Genomic DNA, 17,837 nt, shown 5'->3' on the forward strand with positions numbered 1-17,837 from the left:
CCTAGGCCGCGGCGTTCATGGCGGTGAGCATCCGCCGGGCGATGGTGCGGTCGATGTCGTCGGGCACCGGCTGTGCACCCGGGGTGAGGGATGCCGCCGCCGTGGCCACGCGCTCGAGCGAGAGGGTCTGCAGCAGGAAGCCGAGATCCATCGACTCGAGCGAGTTTCCCTTGGGCTCGCGCCCGGCGAGGTTGAACATGCGGCCGCCCGCGATGAGCACCACGTGGCGGCCGTTCGGCAGCTCGATGCGCTCGATGGCGTCGTCGACCTCTCGGGTGGTCACCGCGGCGGCACGCAGCGACTCGACGTCGATCTCCCACGGGAAGTGGCCGCAGTTGGCCAGCACGGCGCCGTCGGCCATCCGCTCGACGGCCTCCATGGTGAGCACCTTCGCGTGGCCGGTGGCGGTGATGAACACCTCGCCCCAGGGTGCGAGGTCGACGGCGGTCGAGACCCGGAAGCCGTCGAGCGCGGCCTCGAAGGCCTTCAGCTCGTCGATCTCCACCACGGCGACCTTGCCACCGAGCGCCCGCAGGTAGTGGGCCACACCACGGCCGCACCAGCCGTAGCCGAGCACCACGAAGCGGCGCCCCGGCACCATGAGGTTGGTGATGCGCATGAAGCTCTCGACCACGGACTGGCCCACGGCGTGCTTGTTCTCGCCGATCGCCTTGAGCAGGGAGTCGTTGATGACGATCATCGGGAACGGCACGGCGCCCGAGAGCTCTCCGCGCAGACGGTCACCGCCCGAGGTGGTCTCCTCGGTGCCGCCCAGGATGCTGCCGGTCACCCCGCGCGCCACCACGCCGGCCGCGAGGTCGCCGCCGTTGTCGAGCAGCATGTCGGGGGCGGCGTCGAGCACGCTCGCCACGTTCGCGTGGTGCTGCTCGAGCGTGTCGTCCCGGGAGCCGAAGATCGTCATGCCCTGCCCGCGCAGGAAGGCGACCACGTCGTCCTGCGTGGAGCCGTGGTTACCGGTGCCGACCACCTCGGCGCCCCCGGCCGCGAGGGTCTCGAGCAGCACGGCGGTCTTCGGTTCGATGTGCAGCGACATGCCGATGCGGTGCCCCTCGAACGGGCGCGAGGTGGCGAGCTCGGCGCGGGCCGCGGCGAGCAGGGGCATTCGGGAGCGGATCCACTCGATGCGGGCGGCACCCTTGGCCGCGAGTTCGTCGAGGGCCGTACCGGGCGTGTGCTCTGCGTTCATGCAGCGAGTATTGCACAGGTGAATGTTGATTTCATATATGCTCAGGACATGTCCACTCAGCCCTCGAAGATCATCCTCGACTGCGACCCGGGGCACGACGACGCCATCGCCCTCCTGCTGGCCCACGGCAACCCGGCGATCGAGCTCCTCGCCGTGACCACCGTGGTCGGCAATCAGACGCTCGAGAAGGTCACGCGCAACGCCCTCTCGGTGGCGCGGGTGGCCGGCATCACGGGCATCCCCTTCGCCGCCGGCTGCGCGCGGCCGCTCGTGCGCACGGTCGAGGTGGCCCCCGACATCCACGGCGAATCCGGGCTCGACGGCCCCGAGCTGCCCGAACCCGTGCTCCAGCTCGACGAGCGCCACGCCGTCGACCTCATCGTCGACACGATCATGGCGCACGAGCCCGGCACGGTCACCCTGGTGCCCACCGGCGGCCTCACGAACATCGCCCTCGCCGCCCGCAAGGAGCCGCGCATCGTGCCACGCGTGAAGGAGGTGGTGCTCATGGGTGGCGGCTACCACGGCGGAAACTGGAGCGCCACGAGCGAGTTCAACATCATCATCGACCCCGAGGCCGCCCACATCGTGTTCAACGAGTCGTGGCCGCTCACCATGGTTGGGCTCGACCTCACCCACCAGGCCCTCGCGACCCCGGATGTGGTGGAGCGCATCCGCTCGATCGGCACCTCCCCCGCGCAGTTCGTGGTGGAGCTGCTCGAGTTCTTCGGCACCACCTACCTCGCGGCGCAGGGCTTCGAGCATCCGCCCGTGCACGACCCCTGCGCGGTGGCGCGGGTGATCGACCCCTCCGTGATGACCGTGCGGCGCACACCGCTCGACGTCGAGCTCTCCGGAGCCCTGACGCTCGGAATGACGGTGGCCGACTTCCGCGCGCCCGCACCGGAATCGTGCACCACGCAGGTGGCGGTCGAGCTCGACCACGCGAAGTTCTGGGCGCTCATCGTCGACGCGCTGGAGCGCATCGGCGAGCCCGCCCCGGCCTGAGAGGAGCCGGCCCGGCTCTAGCCCCGCACGTCGTGCAGGTGATGGACCGGGTCGTGGATGAAGTACCGCACGAGCGTGTCGACCGTGAAGTACGAGCCGTCGCTGCGGAAGCCGGTGCGCTCCCAGGCGTCATCGGGCACGGCCTCGATGGCGGCGGCGAACGCCTCGGCGGCCCCGGTCAGCTCGGCGGAGACGACGGCGGGATCCTGCTCGTTGTAGCGCTCCTCGACGGCGGTCGCGTCCTGGTCCCAGTTCGCGAACTCGGGGCCGTCGTTCTCGAGCATGAGCGCGAGTCGCACGCGGAAGATGCGGAAGACGTCGCGCACGTGCGCGGCGTACTCGAGGGCCGACCAGGTGGTGTCGTCGGGCCGGACGGCCACGTCGTCACGGCCCAGCACCGCCGGCCAGGCCGCCGCGTTCGCGCGGAGCAGCGCCGGCACCTCCTCGGCCGCGGTGACCGAGGAGTCAAAACCGCACTCGGAGCACTCGCGCTCGAGAACCCAGGTCCAGTTCTTGGTGTCGGGAACAATCGCCATGCCGCCACCCTACGGCGCGCACGTGGCCCCGCTCCACCGCCTTCCGGACACCCCGGCCCGACTTCCTGCCAACTCCCCGAACCCAGCCGCCAGATCTCCTGCCCGAGACGACGGAGGATCAGCCGCCAGCACAGAACCGGCGGAGCCTCAGTCCGTCAGAAGCCCGAAGCTCCGTCGTTTGCGGGCGCCGGGCGCCGGGGAGAGGGGTTGGGGGTCAGGAGATGCGCTCGGCGACGAGGGGGCCGCGCGCGACGAAGTCGCTCGCGGCGCCGATCTCGTAGGCGCCCTCGAGCGACTCGAGGGCGCGCGCGAAGCGGGACGGCTCGTCGGCCGAGAGGGTGAACAGCGGCTGGCCCGCCGTCACGGTGTCGCCGGGCTTCGCGTGCAGGTCGATGCCCGCGGCGTGCTGCACCGCATCCTGGGCGCGCGCACGGCCGGCGCCGAGGCGCCAGGCGGCGATGCCGAAGGGCAGGGCCTCCTGCCGCAGCAGCACGCCGGACGAGGCCGCCACCACGGTGTGCGTCTCGCGCGCCACCGGCAGCGGCGCCGTGGGGTCGCCGCCCTGGGCCCGGATGACGCGGTTCCAGGTGTCCATCGCCCGCCCGTCGCGGAGGGCCTCGGCCACGTCGGCATCCGGCTGCCCGGCGAGCCGCAGCATCTCGGATGCCAGTGCGAGCGTCAGTTCCACCACATCCGCGGGTCCGCCCCCGGCCAGCACCTCCACCGACTCGCGCACCTCGTTGGCGTTGCCGATGGCGAGCCCGAGCGGAACGTTCATGTCGGTGAGGAGCGCCGTTGTCGCCACCCCCGCGTCGTTGCCGAGGTCGACCATGGTCTGGGCCAGCTCCCGCGAGCGCGCGATGTCCTGCATGAAGGCGCCCGAGCCGAACTTCACGTCGAGCACGAGCGAGTCGGTGCCCTCGGCGATCTTCTTCGACATGATCGACGAGGCGATGAGCGGGATGGCCTCGACGGTGCCGGTGATGTCGCGCAGGGCGTAGAGCTTCTTGTCGGCCGGGGCGAGGCCGGAGCCGGCCGCGCAGATGACGCCGCCGACGTCCCGCAGCTGCGCGAACATCTCCTCGATCGAGAGCGAGGCGCGCCACCCGGGGATGCTCTCGAGCTTGTCGAGGGTGCCTCCGGTGTGGCCGAGCCCGCGCCCCGAGAGCTGCGGAACCGCAACACCGAACGAGGCCACGAGAGGCATCAGCGGCAGGGTGATCTTGTCGCCCACCCCGCCGGTGGAGTGCTTGTCGACGGTGACCTTGCCGAGCCCGGCGAAGCTCATCCGCTCCCCCGAGGCGATCATGGCGAGCGTGAGGTCGCGGATCTCCTGCCGCGACATCCCGTTCAGCAGGATGGCCATGGCGAGCGCCGCCATCTGCTCGTCGCCCACGAAGCCGCGGGTGTAGGCGTCGATCAGCCAGTCGATCTCGGGCGTGCTGAGCACCCCGTGGTCGCGCTTGGTTCGGATGAGGTCGACGACGTCGAACTGCTCGGTGGCCATGGTGGTGCTTCCTGACTGGGTGGAACCGGGTGAGCCGGGTGGAACGGATGGGGACTATTCGGCGTTGGAGGCGGCGCGGTACTCGACGAGGGTACGCGGCCCGAACGCATCCGGGATCACCTCGTCGATCGTCTTGATGCCCGACACGGTCTCGAGCAACATGCCCTCGGCCGAGTGCTCGAACAGCAGCTGACGGCAGCGGCCGCAGGGCATCAGCGCGTTGCCGTGCCCGTCGACGCAGGTGAAGGCCACGAGCTTGCCGCCGCCGGTCATGGTGAGCGCCGAAACGAGCGTGCATTCGGCGCACAGGGTGAGCCCGTAGGAGGCGTTCTCCACGTTGCAGCCCGCGATCACGCGCCCGTCGTCGACGATCGCGGCGACGCCCACGGGGAACTTGGAGTAGGGCACGTAGGCCTTCTCCATCGCCTCGAGGGCCACCGCGCGCAGCGCGTCCCAATCGATGTCGGTCATGACACTCCTCCTAGGACGACACGTATGGTTTACCGGATGCGGCCGGCCCGCGAACCCGACCCACCAGGCCGGCGACCGCGAAGATCGTCACCACATAGGGCAGCATCAGCAGGAACTCCGACGGCACCGGCGAACCGATGGCCCCGAGCACGTACTGCAGGTTCGACGCGAAACCGAACAGCAGCGCCGCGAGAGTGGCCCGGATGGGGTCCCACCGCCCGAAGATCACAGCGGCCAGCGCGATATAACCGGCACCCGCCGTCATCTCCTTGTTGAACGCGCCCACCGAGCCGAGCGTGAAGTACGCCCCACCGAGGCCGGTGATGGCTCCCGCGAGCATGACGTTCCAGAAGCGGGTGGGGTTCACCTTGATGCCCACGGTGTCGGCGGCCTGGGGATGCTCGCCCACGGCCCGCACGCGCAGGCCCCACTTGGTCTTGAACAGCCCCCAGAACACGAGCGCCACGGCGACGTACATGAAGTACACCACGATGGTCTGCCGGAACAGGGTGGGGCCGATGATGGGGATCTCGGAGAGCAGCGGGATCGGCAGACGGTCGAAGCGCGGCGGCGAGTTGAGCACCGTCGCGTTGTTCGTGAGCACCTGGGAGTAGAGGAACGAGGTGAGCCCGGTCACCAGCACGTTGAGCACGACGCCCACGATCACCTGGTCGACCAGGTACTTGATCGAGAAGGCGGCGAGCACGAACGACACCAGGCCGCCCGCCACGACGGCGCCGATGAGCCCCACGAAGGGGTTGCCGGTGACCGAGGCGACCACCGCCGACACGAAGGCGCCGGCCAGCAGCTGACCCTCGATCGCGACGTTCACCACGCCGACGCGCTCGGAGATGACGCCGCCGAGGGCACCGAAGATGAGCGGCACGCTGAGCGACACCGTTCCGATGAGCAGCCCAGGGATCGGGATCGACTGCCCCGCCGACGCCCAGGTGAGGAAGCCGACCAGGAACAGCACCGCGAACACGGCCATGAACCAGAGCGGGATCTTGCGGGCCGAGGCCACCATCCACGCGCTGACGGCGGCGAGGAGCACGAGCAGCACGGCGATGACGATGCCGGTCGCCCGGGTCGGCAGCACCACGGCGGGCAGCTGGATGAGGTCGCTGTCGGTCGAGAGCGGGAAGGTGCTGTCGCCGTCGCGCCCGAACGCCACGAAGAGCAGGATCGCCCCGATGGCGAAGACGCCGAAGGCGATGGGGGCCTTCCAGCTCTTCACGACCACGCGCGCCGGGGCGCCGAGCGGCGCATCCGGGTGGTTGTGCTCGGTGGGCGGCAGGCTGCCGGTGGGCGCCAGGTTGTTGGTGGTCACGTTGCTCGAAGGCAAGGAGTCGCTCACTTGGCCGTCACCGCCTCACCGGTCGTGGTGGATGCCGGGGTCGCTTTGCGCGCCTTCGGCTTCTTGGGATTCGCAGGATCGGGCAGCCGGAACACGGTGCGCACGAGCGGCGGGGCCGCGATGAAGAGCACGATCAGCGACTGCACCACGAGCACGATGTCGATCGGGATGCCTTGCGAGGCCTGCATGGCGAAGCCGCCGGCCTTGAGCGCGCCGAACAGGATGCCGGCGATGAAGATGCCCCACGGCTTGGAGCGGCCGAGCAGCGCCACCGTGATGGCGTCGAAGCCGATGCCTGCGTCGATGCCCGAGCTGAAGCCGGTCTGCACGGTGCCGAGCACCTGGGCCACACCGGCGAGGCCGACGAGCGCACCAGAGATGAGCATCGCGTAGACGTACATGTTCTTCACGTCGATGCCCGCCACCCGGGCGGCGTTGGGGTTGATGCCCACGGCCCGGAACTTGAAGCCGAGCGAGGAGCGGTTGAGCAGCCACCACACGAACACCGTGGCCGCGATCACGAAGATGAAGCCGAAGTGCAGGTTGAACTGCGGCCCGAGCAGGTCGGGGAACACGGCGGTCGAGTCGATCGGCGGCGACTTCGGGTTGTTCGAGCCCGGTGCCTGCAGGATCGGGGTGCGCAGCAGGAACGAGACGAGGTAGAACGCCACGTAGTTGAGCATGATCGTCACGATCACCTCGTGCGCTCCCGTGCGGGCCTTCAGCAGACCCGCGATGCCGCCCCAGATGCCACCGCCGATGAGGCCGGCGAGCACGGCCACGATCATGTGGATGCCCCAGGGCAGGTGCAGGGTGAAGCCCACCCAGCCGGCACAGGCGGCGGCGATGAGCATCTGCCCGCGGCCGCCGATGTTGAACATGCCCACACGGAACGCCAGGCCCACGCCGAGACCGGCCGCGATCAGCGGGGTGGCGAAGGTGAGGGTCTCGGTGATCGGCTTGATCTGGGCCACGAAGTCGGGCCGTGTCGGGTTGAAGACCGAGCCCTGGAACAGCGCCACGTAGGCGCCCGACACCGACTTCCAGATCTCCACGAAGGTGTCGCCGGGGCGGGCGAAGAAGTAGCCCGCCGCCTTCTGCACGTCGGGGTCGGTGACGGCGATCAGGATGCCGCCGGCCACCATCGCGAGCACGACGGCGAGCACCGAGATCATCACGCTTCCGCCGATGATCTCGTTGAAGGTCACCCGCCAGCGCGAGGGCGGCTCGACCTCGAGAGGCGGCGTCGCCGGTGCAGCGGCCGGGGCCGCGGATGCCGCGGCGGGAGCCGCGGGCGTCTGGTTCTCGTCGCTCACGCGATGATCCCTTCGATGTCGGCGGGGGCGGTCGGGTCGATCGGCAGCTCGGCCGGCGGGTTCTCGCCCGCCATCATGAGGCCCAGGATGTCTCGCGGGGTGTTGCCCGGCACGATGCCCACGATCCCGCCGCGGTACATCACCGCGATGCGGTCGGCGAGCGCGACGACCTCGTCGAGCTCGGTGGAGACCACGATGACCGGGATCCCCTCGTCGCGCGTGGCGACGATGCGCTTGTGCACGAACTCGATCGAGCCCACGTCGATGCCGCGGGTGGGCTGCGCCGCCACGAACAGCCGCAGCTCGCGGCTGAGTTCGCGAGCGAGCACGACCTTCTGCTGGTTTCCGCCGGAGAGACGGCCGACCTCGGTCAGGATGCCCTGCGAGCGCACGTCGAACTCCTTCGACTTCTCCTCGGCGAAGGCGTTCAGGTAGGCGCGCTGCACCCCGCCGCCCTTCACGAAGGGGGCGCCGTCGGCGCGGTCGAGCATGAGGTTCTCGGCGATCGTGAATTCGCCCACCAGGCCGTCCTCCTTGCGGTCTTCCGGCACGAAGCCCACGCCCGAGTTGAGCACCTTGCGCACGCTGAGGCCGACGAGCGACTTGCCGTCGAGCGACACCTCGCCGGTTACGCGGTCCTGGAGACCCAGGAGCGCCTCGGTGAGCTCCGTCTGGCCGTTGCCCTGCACGCCGGCGATGGCGAGGATCTCGCCCGCCTTCACGTCGAACGACACGTCGTTCACGATCACCTGGCCCCGTGCATCCAGCACCGTGAGGTTCTGCACCACGAGAGCGGGAGCGCCGGGCTTCGCCGGCTCCTTGTGCACGGTGAGCTCCACCGCACGGCCCACCATGAGCGAGGCGAGTTCGGCGTTGGTCGCGGTGGGGGATGCCTCGCCCACGACCTTGCCGAGCCGGATGACGGTGATGCGGTCGGCCACCTCGCGCACCTCGCGGAGCTTGTGGGTGATGAAGACGATGGAGGTTCCGGAGTCGCGGAGCTGGCGCATGATCGCCATCAGCTCGTCGGTCTCCTGCGGCGTGAGCACGGCGGTCGGCTCGTCGAACACGAGCACGCGGGCGTCACGGGAGAGCGCCTTGATGATCTCCACGCGCTGCTGCACGCCGACGGGGAGGTCGTCGACCAGCGCATCCGGGTCGACGTCGAAGCCGAAGCGGTTGCTGATCTCGCGCACCCGCTTGCGGGCGGCGTTCAGATCGAGGCTCCCGGCGAAGCCGGTCTGCTCGTGGCCGAGCATGACGTTCTCGGCCACGGTGAACACGGGGATGAGCATGAAGTGCTGGTGCACCATGCCGATGCCGGCGGCCATGGCGTCGCCCGGGCCGGCGAAGTGCTGGACGACGTCGTCGAGCACGATCTCGCCTTCATCGGCCTGGTAGAGGCCGTAGAGCACGTTCATGAGTGTCGATTTGCCGGCGCCGTTCTCGCCCAGGAGGCAATGGATCTCGCCCGGCTCGACCGTGAGGTCGATGTGGTCGTTCGCGGTGAGGGCACCGAATCGCTTCGTGATGCCCCGGAGTTCGAGCTTCATAGAGTCAATCTACCTATTCCCCGTTGTGGGTCCATTAAGTAAATAGGTCGGGGGAACCAGCAAGCTGGTCCCCCCGACCGGATCCGCGTCGGCGACGCGAGAACCCTACTTCGGGGTCGAGGGCGACGTGACCGTGATGCTGCCGTCGATGATGCCGGCCTTGATCTTGTCGAGCTCACCCTGCAGGGTCGAAGCGACCTTGCTCTCGAAGTCGTGGAACGGGGCGATGCCCACTCCGTCGTTCTTGAGCGTCCCGATGAACGGGGTGGCGTCGAACTTGCCCGCAGCGGCCGAGTTGACCACGTCTTCCGTGCCCGCCTTGACGCCCTTCATGACCGAGGTCAGGAACAGCGACTTGATGTCGGGAGCGGTGAGGTAGTTGTCGGAGTCGACGCCGATCATGGCGATGTCCTTGCCGGAGTCCTTGATCGCCTCACCAGCGGAGAGGAAGATCGGTCCACCGACGGGCATGATGACGTCGGCGCCCTGGTCGATGAGACCCTGAGCGGCGGTCTTGGCCTCGACACCGGCGGCGAAGCCACCCGTGAACGAACCGGTCTGAGCGGCGACGTCCCAGCCGATGGGCTTGACGGTCGTGCCCTTCTGCTGGTTGTAGTAGTTCACGCCGTCGACGAAGCCGTCCATGAAGATGGTGACCGACGGGATCTGCATGCCGCCGAAGGTTCCGACGATGCCCGACTTGCTGTAGCTCGCGGCGGTGTAGCCGGCGAGGAACGCGGCCTGAGCCGTGTCGAACACGATCGGCTTGACGTTCGGCAGGCTGATCGACGAGTCGTCGATGATCGAGAAGTTCACCGAGGGGTTCGCCGTGGCGGCGGCCTTGGTGGCGTCGGCGAGGAGGAAGCCGACGGAGATGATCAGGTTGCAGTTCTGCGAGACCAGCTGGTCGATGTTCGGGGTGAAGTCGGTGTCGGCGTTCGACTGGACGGTCACCGGGGTCACGCCGAGAGCGGCGGAGGCCTCGAGGATGCCCTCGTAGCCGGCCTGGTTGAACGACTTGTCGTCGAATCCGCCCGAGTCGGAGACCATGCAGGGGATGAAGTCGCTGGCGGCGGCGGTGGCCGAAGACGAGCTGCTCGTCGACGGTGCCGACGCACACCCGGCCAGAAGAGCCGCCACACCCAGGGTGGCGAAGCCGGCCAGGCTGGCGCGGCGCAGATTGATGCTCAAGATGTCCTCCAAGATGCTGCCCTGCAATGGTGCGCAGGGGCTGTGTGACTACACACGTTACCTAATGTGACGCCCCAGGACAGGGGTGGGGTGACTTCGCCGCGTAAGCGTTACAAAGCCGCGATCACGCCGTAATCTGCGCGAAATGTCCATCGCGATCAGCGAAAACGCCGAAGAGCTGCGCGAAGCCCCCCGGGCACGCCGCTAGGGGGTGCTGGGCGACTGCACCACGATCGTGCCGGCGGAGATGTCGGCCTTCAGCGCATCCAGCTCCGCACTGAGGGCGGCCGGCACCGAATCCGCCCGGTCGTGGAACGGCGCGAGCGCGACGCCGCCGTTGGCGAGCGTGCCCACGAAGGGGTCTGCACTGAACGAACCGCCGATGTCGTCGCCCACGATCTGCACCACCGCGTCGCCGGTGTTCTTCATGACGCTCGTGAGCAGGATGGGCCGGTACTGCGCGGGAAGGGTGTCGTAGCCGTCGTTGTCGACCCAGATGATCGACACCCCGTCGTGCTCCAGCGCGGCCGAGGCCGCCCCCTCCCCCACCTGGCCGGCCACCGGCAGGATGACGTCGGCGCCCTGGTCGATGAAGCTCTGGGTGAGGGTCTTGCCCTTGTTGATGTCTTCGAAGTCGCCGGTGAACGAGCCGTCCTGGGCCGCCTTGTCCCAGCCGAGCACCACCACGCCCGTGCCGTGCACGGCGTTGTACTTGGCCACGCCGTCGACGAAGCCGTCCATGAACAGCGTGACCGGGGGCTGGTTGCCGCCACCGAAGGTCGCCACCTTGCCGGTCTTGGAGGTTCCGGCGGCGAGGTAGCCGGCCAGGTAGGAGGCCTGGGCCGTGTCGAACAGGATGGGCTTCACGTTCGGCGCCGTGACGGTCTCGTCGACGATCGCGAAGTGCGTCGACGGGCTCGCGGTGGCCGAGGCGAGCGTGGCGTCGGCGAGCTCGTAGCCCACCGTGAGCACGAACGCGCATCCGCTGTCCACCGCCTGGGTGACGTTCGGTGCGAGGTCGGTCTCGCCGGTCGACACGAGCACCTGCGCGTCGATGCCGAACTGCTGCTGGGCCTTCTGCAGGCCCTCCCAGCTCGACTGGTTGAAGGAGCGGTCGTCGAGGCCGCCCGAGTTCGTCACCATGCGCGCGCAGTAGCCGTTCGCGGCCGGGCTGGCGGATGCCCCGGTCGTCGAGCTGGGCGCCGGAGCGCAGGCGGTGAGGGCCAGGGCGACCGCCCCGGCGAGGATCCCGGTCTTCAGCAGCGCTCCGCGCATCCTGATCTCTCCTTCTGCAGCTCGACTTCTAGAGGACGTCGCCCGAGCCGCCGGCGCGGAGGGCGTCGACGACCGACTTCACGCGCTGGGCGTGCTCGCTCGTGGTCACCAGGAGGGCGTCGGGGGTGTCGACCACGACGATGTCGTGCACCCCGATGAGGCTGATCACGCGCTTGGACTGCGACACGACGATGCCCGAGGAGGAGTCGGCGAGCACCCGGGCGTTCTTGCCGAGGATGGCGAGGTCGGTGCCGCGGCCGGAGGAGTGCAGCTTGGCGATCGAGGCGAAGTCGCCCACGTCGTCCCAGTCGAAGTCGCCCGGAATGACGGCGAGCGCGCCGGCCGCGGCCGCGGGCTCAGCCACCGAGTAGTCGATGGCGATCTTCTTGAGCGTGGGCCAGACCTTGTCGACCACCTCACCTCGGCGCGGGGTGTCCCACGCCTCGGCGAGCTCGAGCACGCCGGCGAGCAGCTCGGGCTCCGAGGCGCCGAGGTGCTCGAGCAGCTTGTCGGCGCGGGTGATGAACATGCCGGCGTTCCAGAGGTAGTTGCCGGCCTTGAGGTAGCGCTTCGCAGTGGCCAGGTCGGGCTTCTCGACGAAGTTGTCGACCCGCAGGGCGCGCGGGGCGCCCTCGATGGCGAGCTCCTCGCCGCAGCGGATGTAGCCGAAGCCGACCGCCGCATCCGTGGGGGTGATGCCGATGGTGGCGATGTAGCCCGCGTCGGCCGCGATGACGGCCTCCGCCACGGCGGCGCGGAAGCGCTCGGGGTTCGTGATGACGTGGTCGGCCGCGAAGGAGCCGATGATCACGCCCGGCTCACGGTGCTCCAGGATGGCGGCGGCGAGGGCGATCGCGGCGGTCGAGTCGCGCGGCTCGCTCTCGAGCACGACGTTCTCGTCGGCGAGGTCGGGCAGCTGCTCCTCCACGGCGGCGCGGTGCGCACGGCCGGTGACCACCATGATCCGCTGCTCGCCGGCCAAGGGGGCCAGGCGGTCCCAGGTGTCTCGTAGCAGACTCTGGCCGGAGCCGCTGAGATCATGCAGGAACTTCGGCGCATCGGCACGCGAGAGCGGCCAGAGGCGGGATCCGATCCCGCCGGCCGGGATGACGTTGTACAGCCGTTCGAGGGCGGAGCGAGACGATTCCATAGGGCCACCCTACCGACCGCAGATGACCGACCGGTCACGAAGACGACACCCGTCGGACAGGGGCCCCGACGCCGGATCGTGGCCCGACGCTCACCGAGCCGCCACCTCGGGGTCACCACCGGTCCACCTGGCCTTCGTAGCTTCGGAACGTGGCCGGATGAGGCCGCACGGCGACTGCGGAGGCACGTCATGCGCGTAGCGATCATCAGTGAGAGTTTCCTACCCACCGTCAACGGAGTCACCAACAGCGTCTGCAAGGTGCTCGACCACCTGGCCGACAACGGTCACGACGCCATCGTCATCGCCCCGGCCGCGGGTTCGCCCGCGAGCTACCGGGGCTTCCCCGTGCATCAGGTGCCGGCGGTCGCGTACCGCCAGTTCCCGGTGGGCATCCCGAGCCCGCTGGTGGCGCGGCTGATCGCCAAGTTCGACCCCGACGTGCTGCACGCCGCCTCGCCGTTCCTACTGGGCGCCCAGGGCATCGCCTCGGCGAACCGGCTCGGCATCCCCTCGGTGGCGGTCTTCCAGACGGATGTGGCCGGGTACGCCAAGCGCAACCGCCTCGGCTCCGCATCGAAGCTCGCCTGGCGCTTCGTGAAGTGGATCCACGACGGCGCCGACCTCACCCTCGTGCCCTCCGAGGCCTCCCGGCACGACCTCGAGAGTGCGGGCGTCGAGCGCATCGCCCTCTGGGGGCGAGGCGTCGACCTCACCCGCTACCACCCGAACAACCGGATGCGCCCCACGGCCCAGGCCCTGCACGCCGTGCTCGCCGGAGCCACCGGCAACCCCGCCGGGGACACCGTCGTGGGCTACGTCGGGCGCGTGGCGCCGGAGAAGGGGCTCGAGCGCCTCGCCGCCCTCCGCGGAATGCCGGGTCTCCACCTCGCCGTCGTGGGCGACGGGCCGAGCGACGGCCACATCCGCTCCCTGCTGCACGGCATGCCGGCCACCTTCCTGGGCCGGCTGTCCGGCGCCGACCTCGCCGACGCGTACGCGAGCTTCGACGTGTTCGCCCACACCGGCACCGAGGAGACCTTCGGGCAGACCCTCCAGGAGGCGCACGCCTCCGGCCTCCCGGTGATCGCGCCGCGCGCCGGCGGACCGATCGACCTCGTGCGGCACGGCGAGAACGGCTACCTCTTCGACCCGTCCGACGCCGCCGACTTCCGGATGCGCGTGGGCTCGCTGGTCGACGACCCGGCGCTGCGGATGCGCATGGGCGAGGCCGGCCGGCGGGCGGTGATCGGCAAGTCGTGGCAGGCTCTCTGCGACGAGCTGCTCGGCCACTACGCCTCGGTGGCGACGGTGTCGAAAGCCCGCAAACGGGCCACGGTTGGCTCACACGCCTGAATACAACTGGGTATTCAGAGGCGTTTCTTCCCTGTGTTTGCGCGGGAGTCGCATCCGGGTGCCCTTGTATACAAATAAGGCGTGCCTTACAAGCGAAGGCCTCCCGCTGAGCGTAGACTGATTCCGATCGTGGGCTGAGTGCGCATCGAACGCGGTGCGGCGGACACGAACTCAACCGAAGCCAAGGAGGGTTGTTCATGCCTGAGAATTCGGCAGGGACGATGACGCCGAGGCGGCCAGCCGGAACCCTCTATCGCGGCCGCGAAGGCATGTGGTCGTGGGTTCTGCACCGCATCACCGGAGTCGCGATTTTCTTCTTCCTGCTCGTCCACGTGCTCGACACGTCGATGGTCGCAGTCGCCCCCGAGGCGTACAACGCCGTGATCGGCACCTACAAGAACCCCATCATGGGACTCGGCGAGCTGGCCCTGGTGGGCGCCATCGCGTTCCACGCGTTCAACGGCATCCGCATCATCCTGATCGACCTCTGGTCGAAGGGCGCGAAGTACCAGCGGGTGATGTTCTACGTGGTCATCGGCCTCTGGGTCGTGCTGATGCTCGGCTTCGCGCCGCGCCAGATCATGGTGATCCTGAGTGAGGTGTCCGGCTGATGGCGACCACGATCGACTCCCCCCGCGCCCCCTACTCCGTTCCCCGCAAGCGCGGCGTGAACTGGGAGAAGTGGGGCTGGATCTACATGCGCGCCTCGGGCGTCGTGCTGATCGTGCTGATCTTCGGGCACCTGTTCGTCAACCTCGTCATGGGCGACGGCGTCAAGGGCATCGACTTCGCCTTCGTCGCCGGCAAGTGGGCGAGCCCGTTCTGGCAGGTCTGGGACCTGCTGATGCTGTGGCTGGCGTTCATCCATGGCGGCAACGGCATGCGCACCATCGTGAACGACTACGCCACCCGGCCGCTCACGCGCAAGATCCTGCTGGGCGCCATCCTCGTCTCGGTCGTCGCGGAGATCATCCTCGGCACCTGGGTGATCTTCGGCTTCGACCCCTGCCCCGCGGGTTCCCCCGCCGACGTGCTGCCCTCGTTCTGCCCGGTCGTCTAGCCGGCCCGATCTACCACGAAGTGAGTCCTTCCTTTGGCTGAATACGAAGACGGCGCCGTGATCGACGGCGTGCACTACCACCAGTTCGACATCGTGATCGTGGGCGCCGGCGGCGCCGGGATGCGCGCGGCGATCGAGGCGGGGCCGCAGGCCAAGACCGCGGTCATCTCGAAGCTCTACCCCACCCGCTCGCACACCGGAGCGGCGCAGGGCGGCATGGCCGCGGCGCTCGCGAACGTCGAGGAGGACAACTGGGAGTGGCACACCTTCGACACGGTGAAGGGCGGCGACTACCTGGTCGACCAGGATGCGGCCGAGATCCTCGCGAAGGAGGCCATCGACGCGGTCATCGACCTCGAGAACATGGGTCTGCCCTTCAACCGCACGCCGGAGGGCAAGATCGACCAGCGGCGCTTCGGCGGCCACACCCGTGACCACGGCAAGGCGCCGGTGCGCCGGGCCTGCTACGCGGCCGACCGCACGGGCCACATGATCCTGCAGACGCTGTTCCAGAACTGCGTGCGGCTGGGCATCAACTTCTTCAACGAGTACTACGTACTCGACCTCGTGATGACCTCGGTCGATGGTGTCGACAAGCCCTCGGGCGTCGTGGCCTACGAGCTGTCCACCGGCGAGATCCACGTCTTCCAGGCGAAGGCGGTCATCTTCGCCACCGGCGGCTTCGGAAAGATCTACAAGACCACCTCCAACGCGCACACCCTCACGGGCGACGGCGTCGGCATCATCTGGCGCAAGGGGCTGCCGCTGGAGGACATGGAGTTCTTCCAGTTCCACCCCACCGGGCTGGCAGGCCTCGGCATCCTCCTCACCGAGGGGGCGCGCGGTGAGGGCGCCATCCTGCGCAACGCCTCCGGCGAGCGCTTCATGGAACGCTACGCCCCCACCATCAAAGACCTCGCACCGCGTGACATCGTCGCCCGGTGCATGGTTCAGGAGGTGGCCGAGGGCCGGGGCGCCGGCCCGCACAAGGACTACGTGCTGCTCGACTGCACGCACCTCGGCGCCGAGGTGCTCGAGACGAAGCTCCCCGACATCACCGAGTTCGCCCGCACCTACCTGGGCGTCGACCCGGTGGTCGAGCCGGTGCCCGTGATGCCCACGGCCCACTACGCGATGGGCGGCATCCCCACCAACATCAAGGCCGAGGTGCTGAGCGACAACGACACCGTCGTCCCCGGCCTCTACGCCGCCGGCGAGTGCGCCTGCGTGTCGGTGCACGGCTCGAACCGCCTGGGCACCAACTCGCTGCTCGACATCAACGTCTTCGGCAAGCGGAGCGGCAACAACGCCGCCGCCTACGTCAAGACGGTCGACTTCACGCCGCTGCCCGAGAACCCGGCCGGTGCGATCGTGTCGCTCGTCGCCTCCCTCCGCAACGGAACCGGCACCGAGCGCATCTCGTCGATCCGCAAGGAGCTGCAGGACGAGATGGACAAGAACGCCCAGGTGTTCCGCACCGACGAGTCGCTCGCGGCCGTGACGGCGACCATCCACCGGCTGCGCGACCGCTACCGCAACATCCAGGTGCAGGACAAGGGCAAGCGCTTCAACACCGACCTGCTCGAGGCCATCGAGCTGGGCTTCCTGCTCGACCTGGCCGAAGTGGTGGTCTACTCCGCCCGCAACCGCCAGGAGTCGCGCGGCGGCCACATGCGCGACGACTACCCGAAGCGCGACGACGAGACCTACATGAAGCACACGATGGCGTATCTCTCCGGAGACCCGCACTCGAGTGACGCCGCCGACCACATCCGGCTCGACTGGAAGCCCGTGGTGATCACGCGCTACCAGCCGATGGAGAGGAAGTACTGATGACACTCTTAGCCGACGCGCCCGCATCGGGCCCCGCCCCCGAGGCGCCGATCGAGGCGTTCACCGTGACGCTGATCATCCGCCGCTTCGACCCCGACGTCGACGACGAGCCGCGCTGGCAGGACTTCGACGTGCAGATGTTCGCGACCGACCGCATCCTCGACGCCCTGCACAAGATCAAGTGGGAGCAGGACGGGTCGCTCACGTTCCGCCGCTCGTGCGCGCACGGCATCTGCGGCTCGGATGCGATGCGCATCAACGGCCGCAACCGCCTGGCCTGCAAGACGCTCATCAAAGACCTCGACATCACGAAGCCCATCTACGTGGAGGCCATCAAGGGCCTGCCGCTCGAGAAGGACCTCATCGTCGACATGGACCCGTTCTTCGAGTCCTTCCGCGAGGTGCAGCCGTTCCTGCAGTCGAACACGGCGCCGCCGAAGGACAAGGAGCGCATCCAGTCGGTCGCCGACCGCGCCCGCTTCGACGACACCACCAAGTGCATCCTCTGCGCCGCGTGTACCTCGTCGTGCCCCGTGTTCTGGACCGACGGGCAGTACTTCGGGCCCGCCGCGATCGTGAACGCGCACCGCTTCATCTTCGACTCGCGCGACGAGGCGGCCCAGACCCGTCTCGACATCCTGAACGACAAAGAGGGCGTGTGGCGCTGCCGCACCACCTTCAACTGCACGGATGCCTGCCCCCGCGGCATCCAGGTCACGCAGGCCATCGCCGAGGTCAAGCAGGCCATCATGCGCGGCAAGCCTTAGGCTCCTGCTGCTCGCGGCACGCGGCACGCGGCACGCGGCACGCGGCACGCGGCACGCGGCACGCGCCGCTGCCGCGAAACGACGGAGGGTCGGCCCGATTGCGGGCCGACCCTCCGTCGTTTCCGGGTTGTGCGGCGTTTCTCCGTCGCTACGAGCACCCGGACTGAGCGCTTCCACTTCTCCACACCTGAGCCGGTGCGACGGCTTGTCCACAGAGTCGGCGCCGGGGCCCTCTGCCGTGCCTTCGCCGGGG

The 17,837-nt window shown here is 68.9% G+C and carries 16 protein-coding genes; 6 read left to right on the forward strand and 10 right to left on the reverse strand.

Annotated features, from left to right (window positions below):
- Position 1 precedes the first annotated feature (1 nt).
- Entirely contained in the window at positions 2–1,207 is a 1,206-nt protein-coding gene (locus VD659_RS01665) for an adenosylhomocysteinase (RefSeq protein WP_423259412.1), read from the reverse strand.
- A gap of 48 nt (positions 1,208–1,255) precedes the next feature.
- Here VD659_RS01665 and VD659_RS01670 point away from each other — a divergent pair, with 48 nt between their 5' ends.
- A complete protein-coding gene (locus VD659_RS01670) occupies positions 1,256–2,215 on the forward strand; it encodes a nucleoside hydrolase (protein WP_423259413.1) in 960 nt (319 codons plus the stop codon).
- A gap of 17 nt (positions 2,216–2,232) precedes the next feature.
- On the opposite strand, the gene VD659_RS01675 is transcribed toward VD659_RS01670, so the two are convergent.
- The 9 genes from VD659_RS01675 to VD659_RS01715 form a co-directional block, all read right to left on the reverse strand.
- Positions 2,233–2,751, reverse strand: coding sequence for a DinB family protein (locus VD659_RS01675; RefSeq protein WP_423259414.1), 519 nt, complete (start codon positions 2,749–2,751; stop codon positions 2,233–2,235).
- 214 nt (positions 2,752–2,965) lie between these two features.
- Positions 2,966–4,258: a thymidine phosphorylase gene (locus VD659_RS01680; RefSeq protein WP_423259415.1), complete on the reverse strand. Its 1,293-nt coding sequence runs from the start codon at positions 4,256–4,258 to the stop codon at positions 2,966–2,968.
- A gap of 54 nt (positions 4,259–4,312) precedes the next feature.
- Positions 4,313–4,729, reverse strand: a complete 417-nt coding sequence (locus VD659_RS01685; RefSeq protein ID WP_423259416.1) for a cytidine deaminase — start codon at positions 4,727–4,729, stop codon at positions 4,313–4,315.
- 10 nt (positions 4,730–4,739) lie between these two features.
- Entirely contained in the window at positions 4,740–6,059 is a 1,320-nt protein-coding gene (locus VD659_RS01690) for an ABC transporter permease (RefSeq protein ID WP_423259417.1), read from the reverse strand.
- A gap of 23 nt (positions 6,060–6,082) precedes the next feature.
- Positions 6,083–7,402 carry an ABC transporter permease gene (locus VD659_RS01695; RefSeq protein ID WP_423259418.1) on the reverse strand — a complete coding sequence of 440 codons (1,320 nt, stop codon included), beginning with the start codon at positions 7,400–7,402 and terminating at the stop codon, positions 6,083–6,085.
- Positions 7,399–8,955: an ABC transporter ATP-binding protein gene (locus VD659_RS01700; RefSeq protein ID WP_137836076.1), complete on the reverse strand. Its 1,557-nt coding sequence runs from the start codon at positions 8,953–8,955 to the stop codon at positions 7,399–7,401. The genes VD659_RS01695 and VD659_RS01700 overlap by 4 nt, the downstream gene beginning before the upstream one ends.
- Before the next feature lie 105 nt (positions 8,956–9,060).
- Complete coding sequence (locus VD659_RS01705) at positions 9,061–10,146, reverse strand: BMP family ABC transporter substrate-binding protein (RefSeq protein ID WP_137836077.1); 1,086 nt, start codon at positions 10,144–10,146, stop codon at positions 9,061–9,063.
- Positions 10,147–10,350: 204 nt separating this feature from the next.
- Positions 10,351–11,421 carry a BMP family lipoprotein gene (locus VD659_RS01710; protein WP_423259419.1) on the reverse strand — a complete coding sequence of 357 codons (1,071 nt, stop codon included), beginning with the start codon at positions 11,419–11,421 and terminating at the stop codon, positions 10,351–10,353.
- 28 nt (positions 11,422–11,449) lie between these two features.
- On the reverse strand, positions 11,450–12,571 hold the full coding sequence (locus VD659_RS01715; RefSeq protein WP_423259420.1) for a mannose-1-phosphate guanylyltransferase: 1,122 nt from the start codon (positions 12,569–12,571) through the stop codon (positions 11,450–11,452).
- A 189-nt stretch (positions 12,572–12,760) separates the two neighbouring features.
- Between VD659_RS01715 and VD659_RS01720 the strand changes: the two genes are divergently transcribed.
- The 5 genes from VD659_RS01720 (at position 12,761) to VD659_RS01740 (ending at position 17,584) form a co-directional block, all read left to right on the forward strand.
- A complete protein-coding gene (locus VD659_RS01720; protein WP_423259421.1) occupies positions 12,761–13,924 on the forward strand; it encodes a glycosyltransferase family 4 protein in 1,164 nt (387 codons plus the stop codon).
- Positions 13,925–14,121: 197 nt separating this feature from the next.
- A complete protein-coding gene (gene sdhC, locus VD659_RS01725; protein ID WP_423259422.1) occupies positions 14,122–14,535 on the forward strand; it encodes a succinate dehydrogenase, cytochrome b556 subunit in 414 nt (137 codons plus the stop codon).
- Positions 14,535–14,984 carry a succinate dehydrogenase hydrophobic membrane anchor subunit gene (locus tag VD659_RS01730; RefSeq protein ID WP_137836081.1) on the forward strand — a complete coding sequence of 150 codons (450 nt, stop codon included), beginning with the start codon at positions 14,535–14,537 and terminating at the stop codon, positions 14,982–14,984. The genes sdhC and VD659_RS01730 overlap by 1 nt, the downstream gene beginning before the upstream one ends.
- Before the next feature lie 33 nt (positions 14,985–15,017).
- A complete protein-coding gene (gene sdhA, locus VD659_RS01735) occupies positions 15,018–16,817 on the forward strand; it encodes a succinate dehydrogenase flavoprotein subunit (protein ID WP_137836082.1) in 1,800 nt (599 codons plus the stop codon).
- On the forward strand, positions 16,817–17,584 hold the full coding sequence (locus VD659_RS01740; protein WP_423259423.1) for a succinate dehydrogenase iron-sulfur subunit: 768 nt from the start codon (positions 16,817–16,819) through the stop codon (positions 17,582–17,584). The genes sdhA and VD659_RS01740 overlap by 1 nt, the downstream gene beginning before the upstream one ends.
- Positions 17,585–17,837: the final 253 nt, after the last annotated feature.

The sequence above is a fragment of the Herbiconiux sp. 11R-BC genome, assembly GCF_049472555.1.
Lineage (GTDB): Bacteria > Actinomycetota > Actinomycetes > Actinomycetales > Microbacteriaceae > Herbiconiux.

Coding starts and splice junctions, on each gene's coding strand:
- VD659_RS01665 (WP_423259412.1), bottom strand. CDS start 1,207: ATGAACGCAGAGCACACGCCCGGTACGGCCCTCGACGAACTCGCGGCC.
- VD659_RS01670 (WP_423259413.1), top strand. CDS start 1,256: ATGTCCACTCAGCCCTCGAAGATCATCCTCGACTGCGACCCGGGGCAC.
- VD659_RS01675 (WP_423259414.1), bottom strand. CDS start 2,751: ATGGCGATTGTTCCCGACACCAAGAACTGGACCTGGGTTCTCGAGCGC.
- VD659_RS01680 (WP_423259415.1), bottom strand. CDS start 4,258: ATGGCCACCGAGCAGTTCGACGTCGTCGACCTCATCCGAACCAAGCGC.
- VD659_RS01685 (WP_423259416.1), bottom strand. CDS start 4,729: ATGACCGACATCGATTGGGACGCGCTGCGCGCGGTGGCCCTCGAGGCG.
- VD659_RS01700 (WP_137836076.1), bottom strand. CDS start 8,955: ATGAAGCTCGAACTCCGGGGCATCACGAAGCGATTCGGTGCCCTCACC.
- VD659_RS01710 (WP_423259419.1), bottom strand. CDS start 11,421: ATGCGCGGAGCGCTGCTGAAGACCGGGATCCTCGCCGGGGCGGTCGCC.
- VD659_RS01715 (WP_423259420.1), bottom strand. CDS start 12,571: ATGGAATCGTCTCGCTCCGCCCTCGAACGGCTGTACAACGTCATCCCG.
- VD659_RS01720 (WP_423259421.1), top strand. CDS start 12,761: ATGCGCGTAGCGATCATCAGTGAGAGTTTCCTACCCACCGTCAACGGA.
- sdhC (WP_423259422.1), top strand. CDS start 14,122: ATGCCTGAGAATTCGGCAGGGACGATGACGCCGAGGCGGCCAGCCGGA.
- VD659_RS01730 (WP_137836081.1), top strand. CDS start 14,535: ATGGCGACCACGATCGACTCCCCCCGCGCCCCCTACTCCGTTCCCCGC.
- VD659_RS01740 (WP_423259423.1), top strand. CDS start 16,817: ATGACACTCTTAGCCGACGCGCCCGCATCGGGCCCCGCCCCCGAGGCG.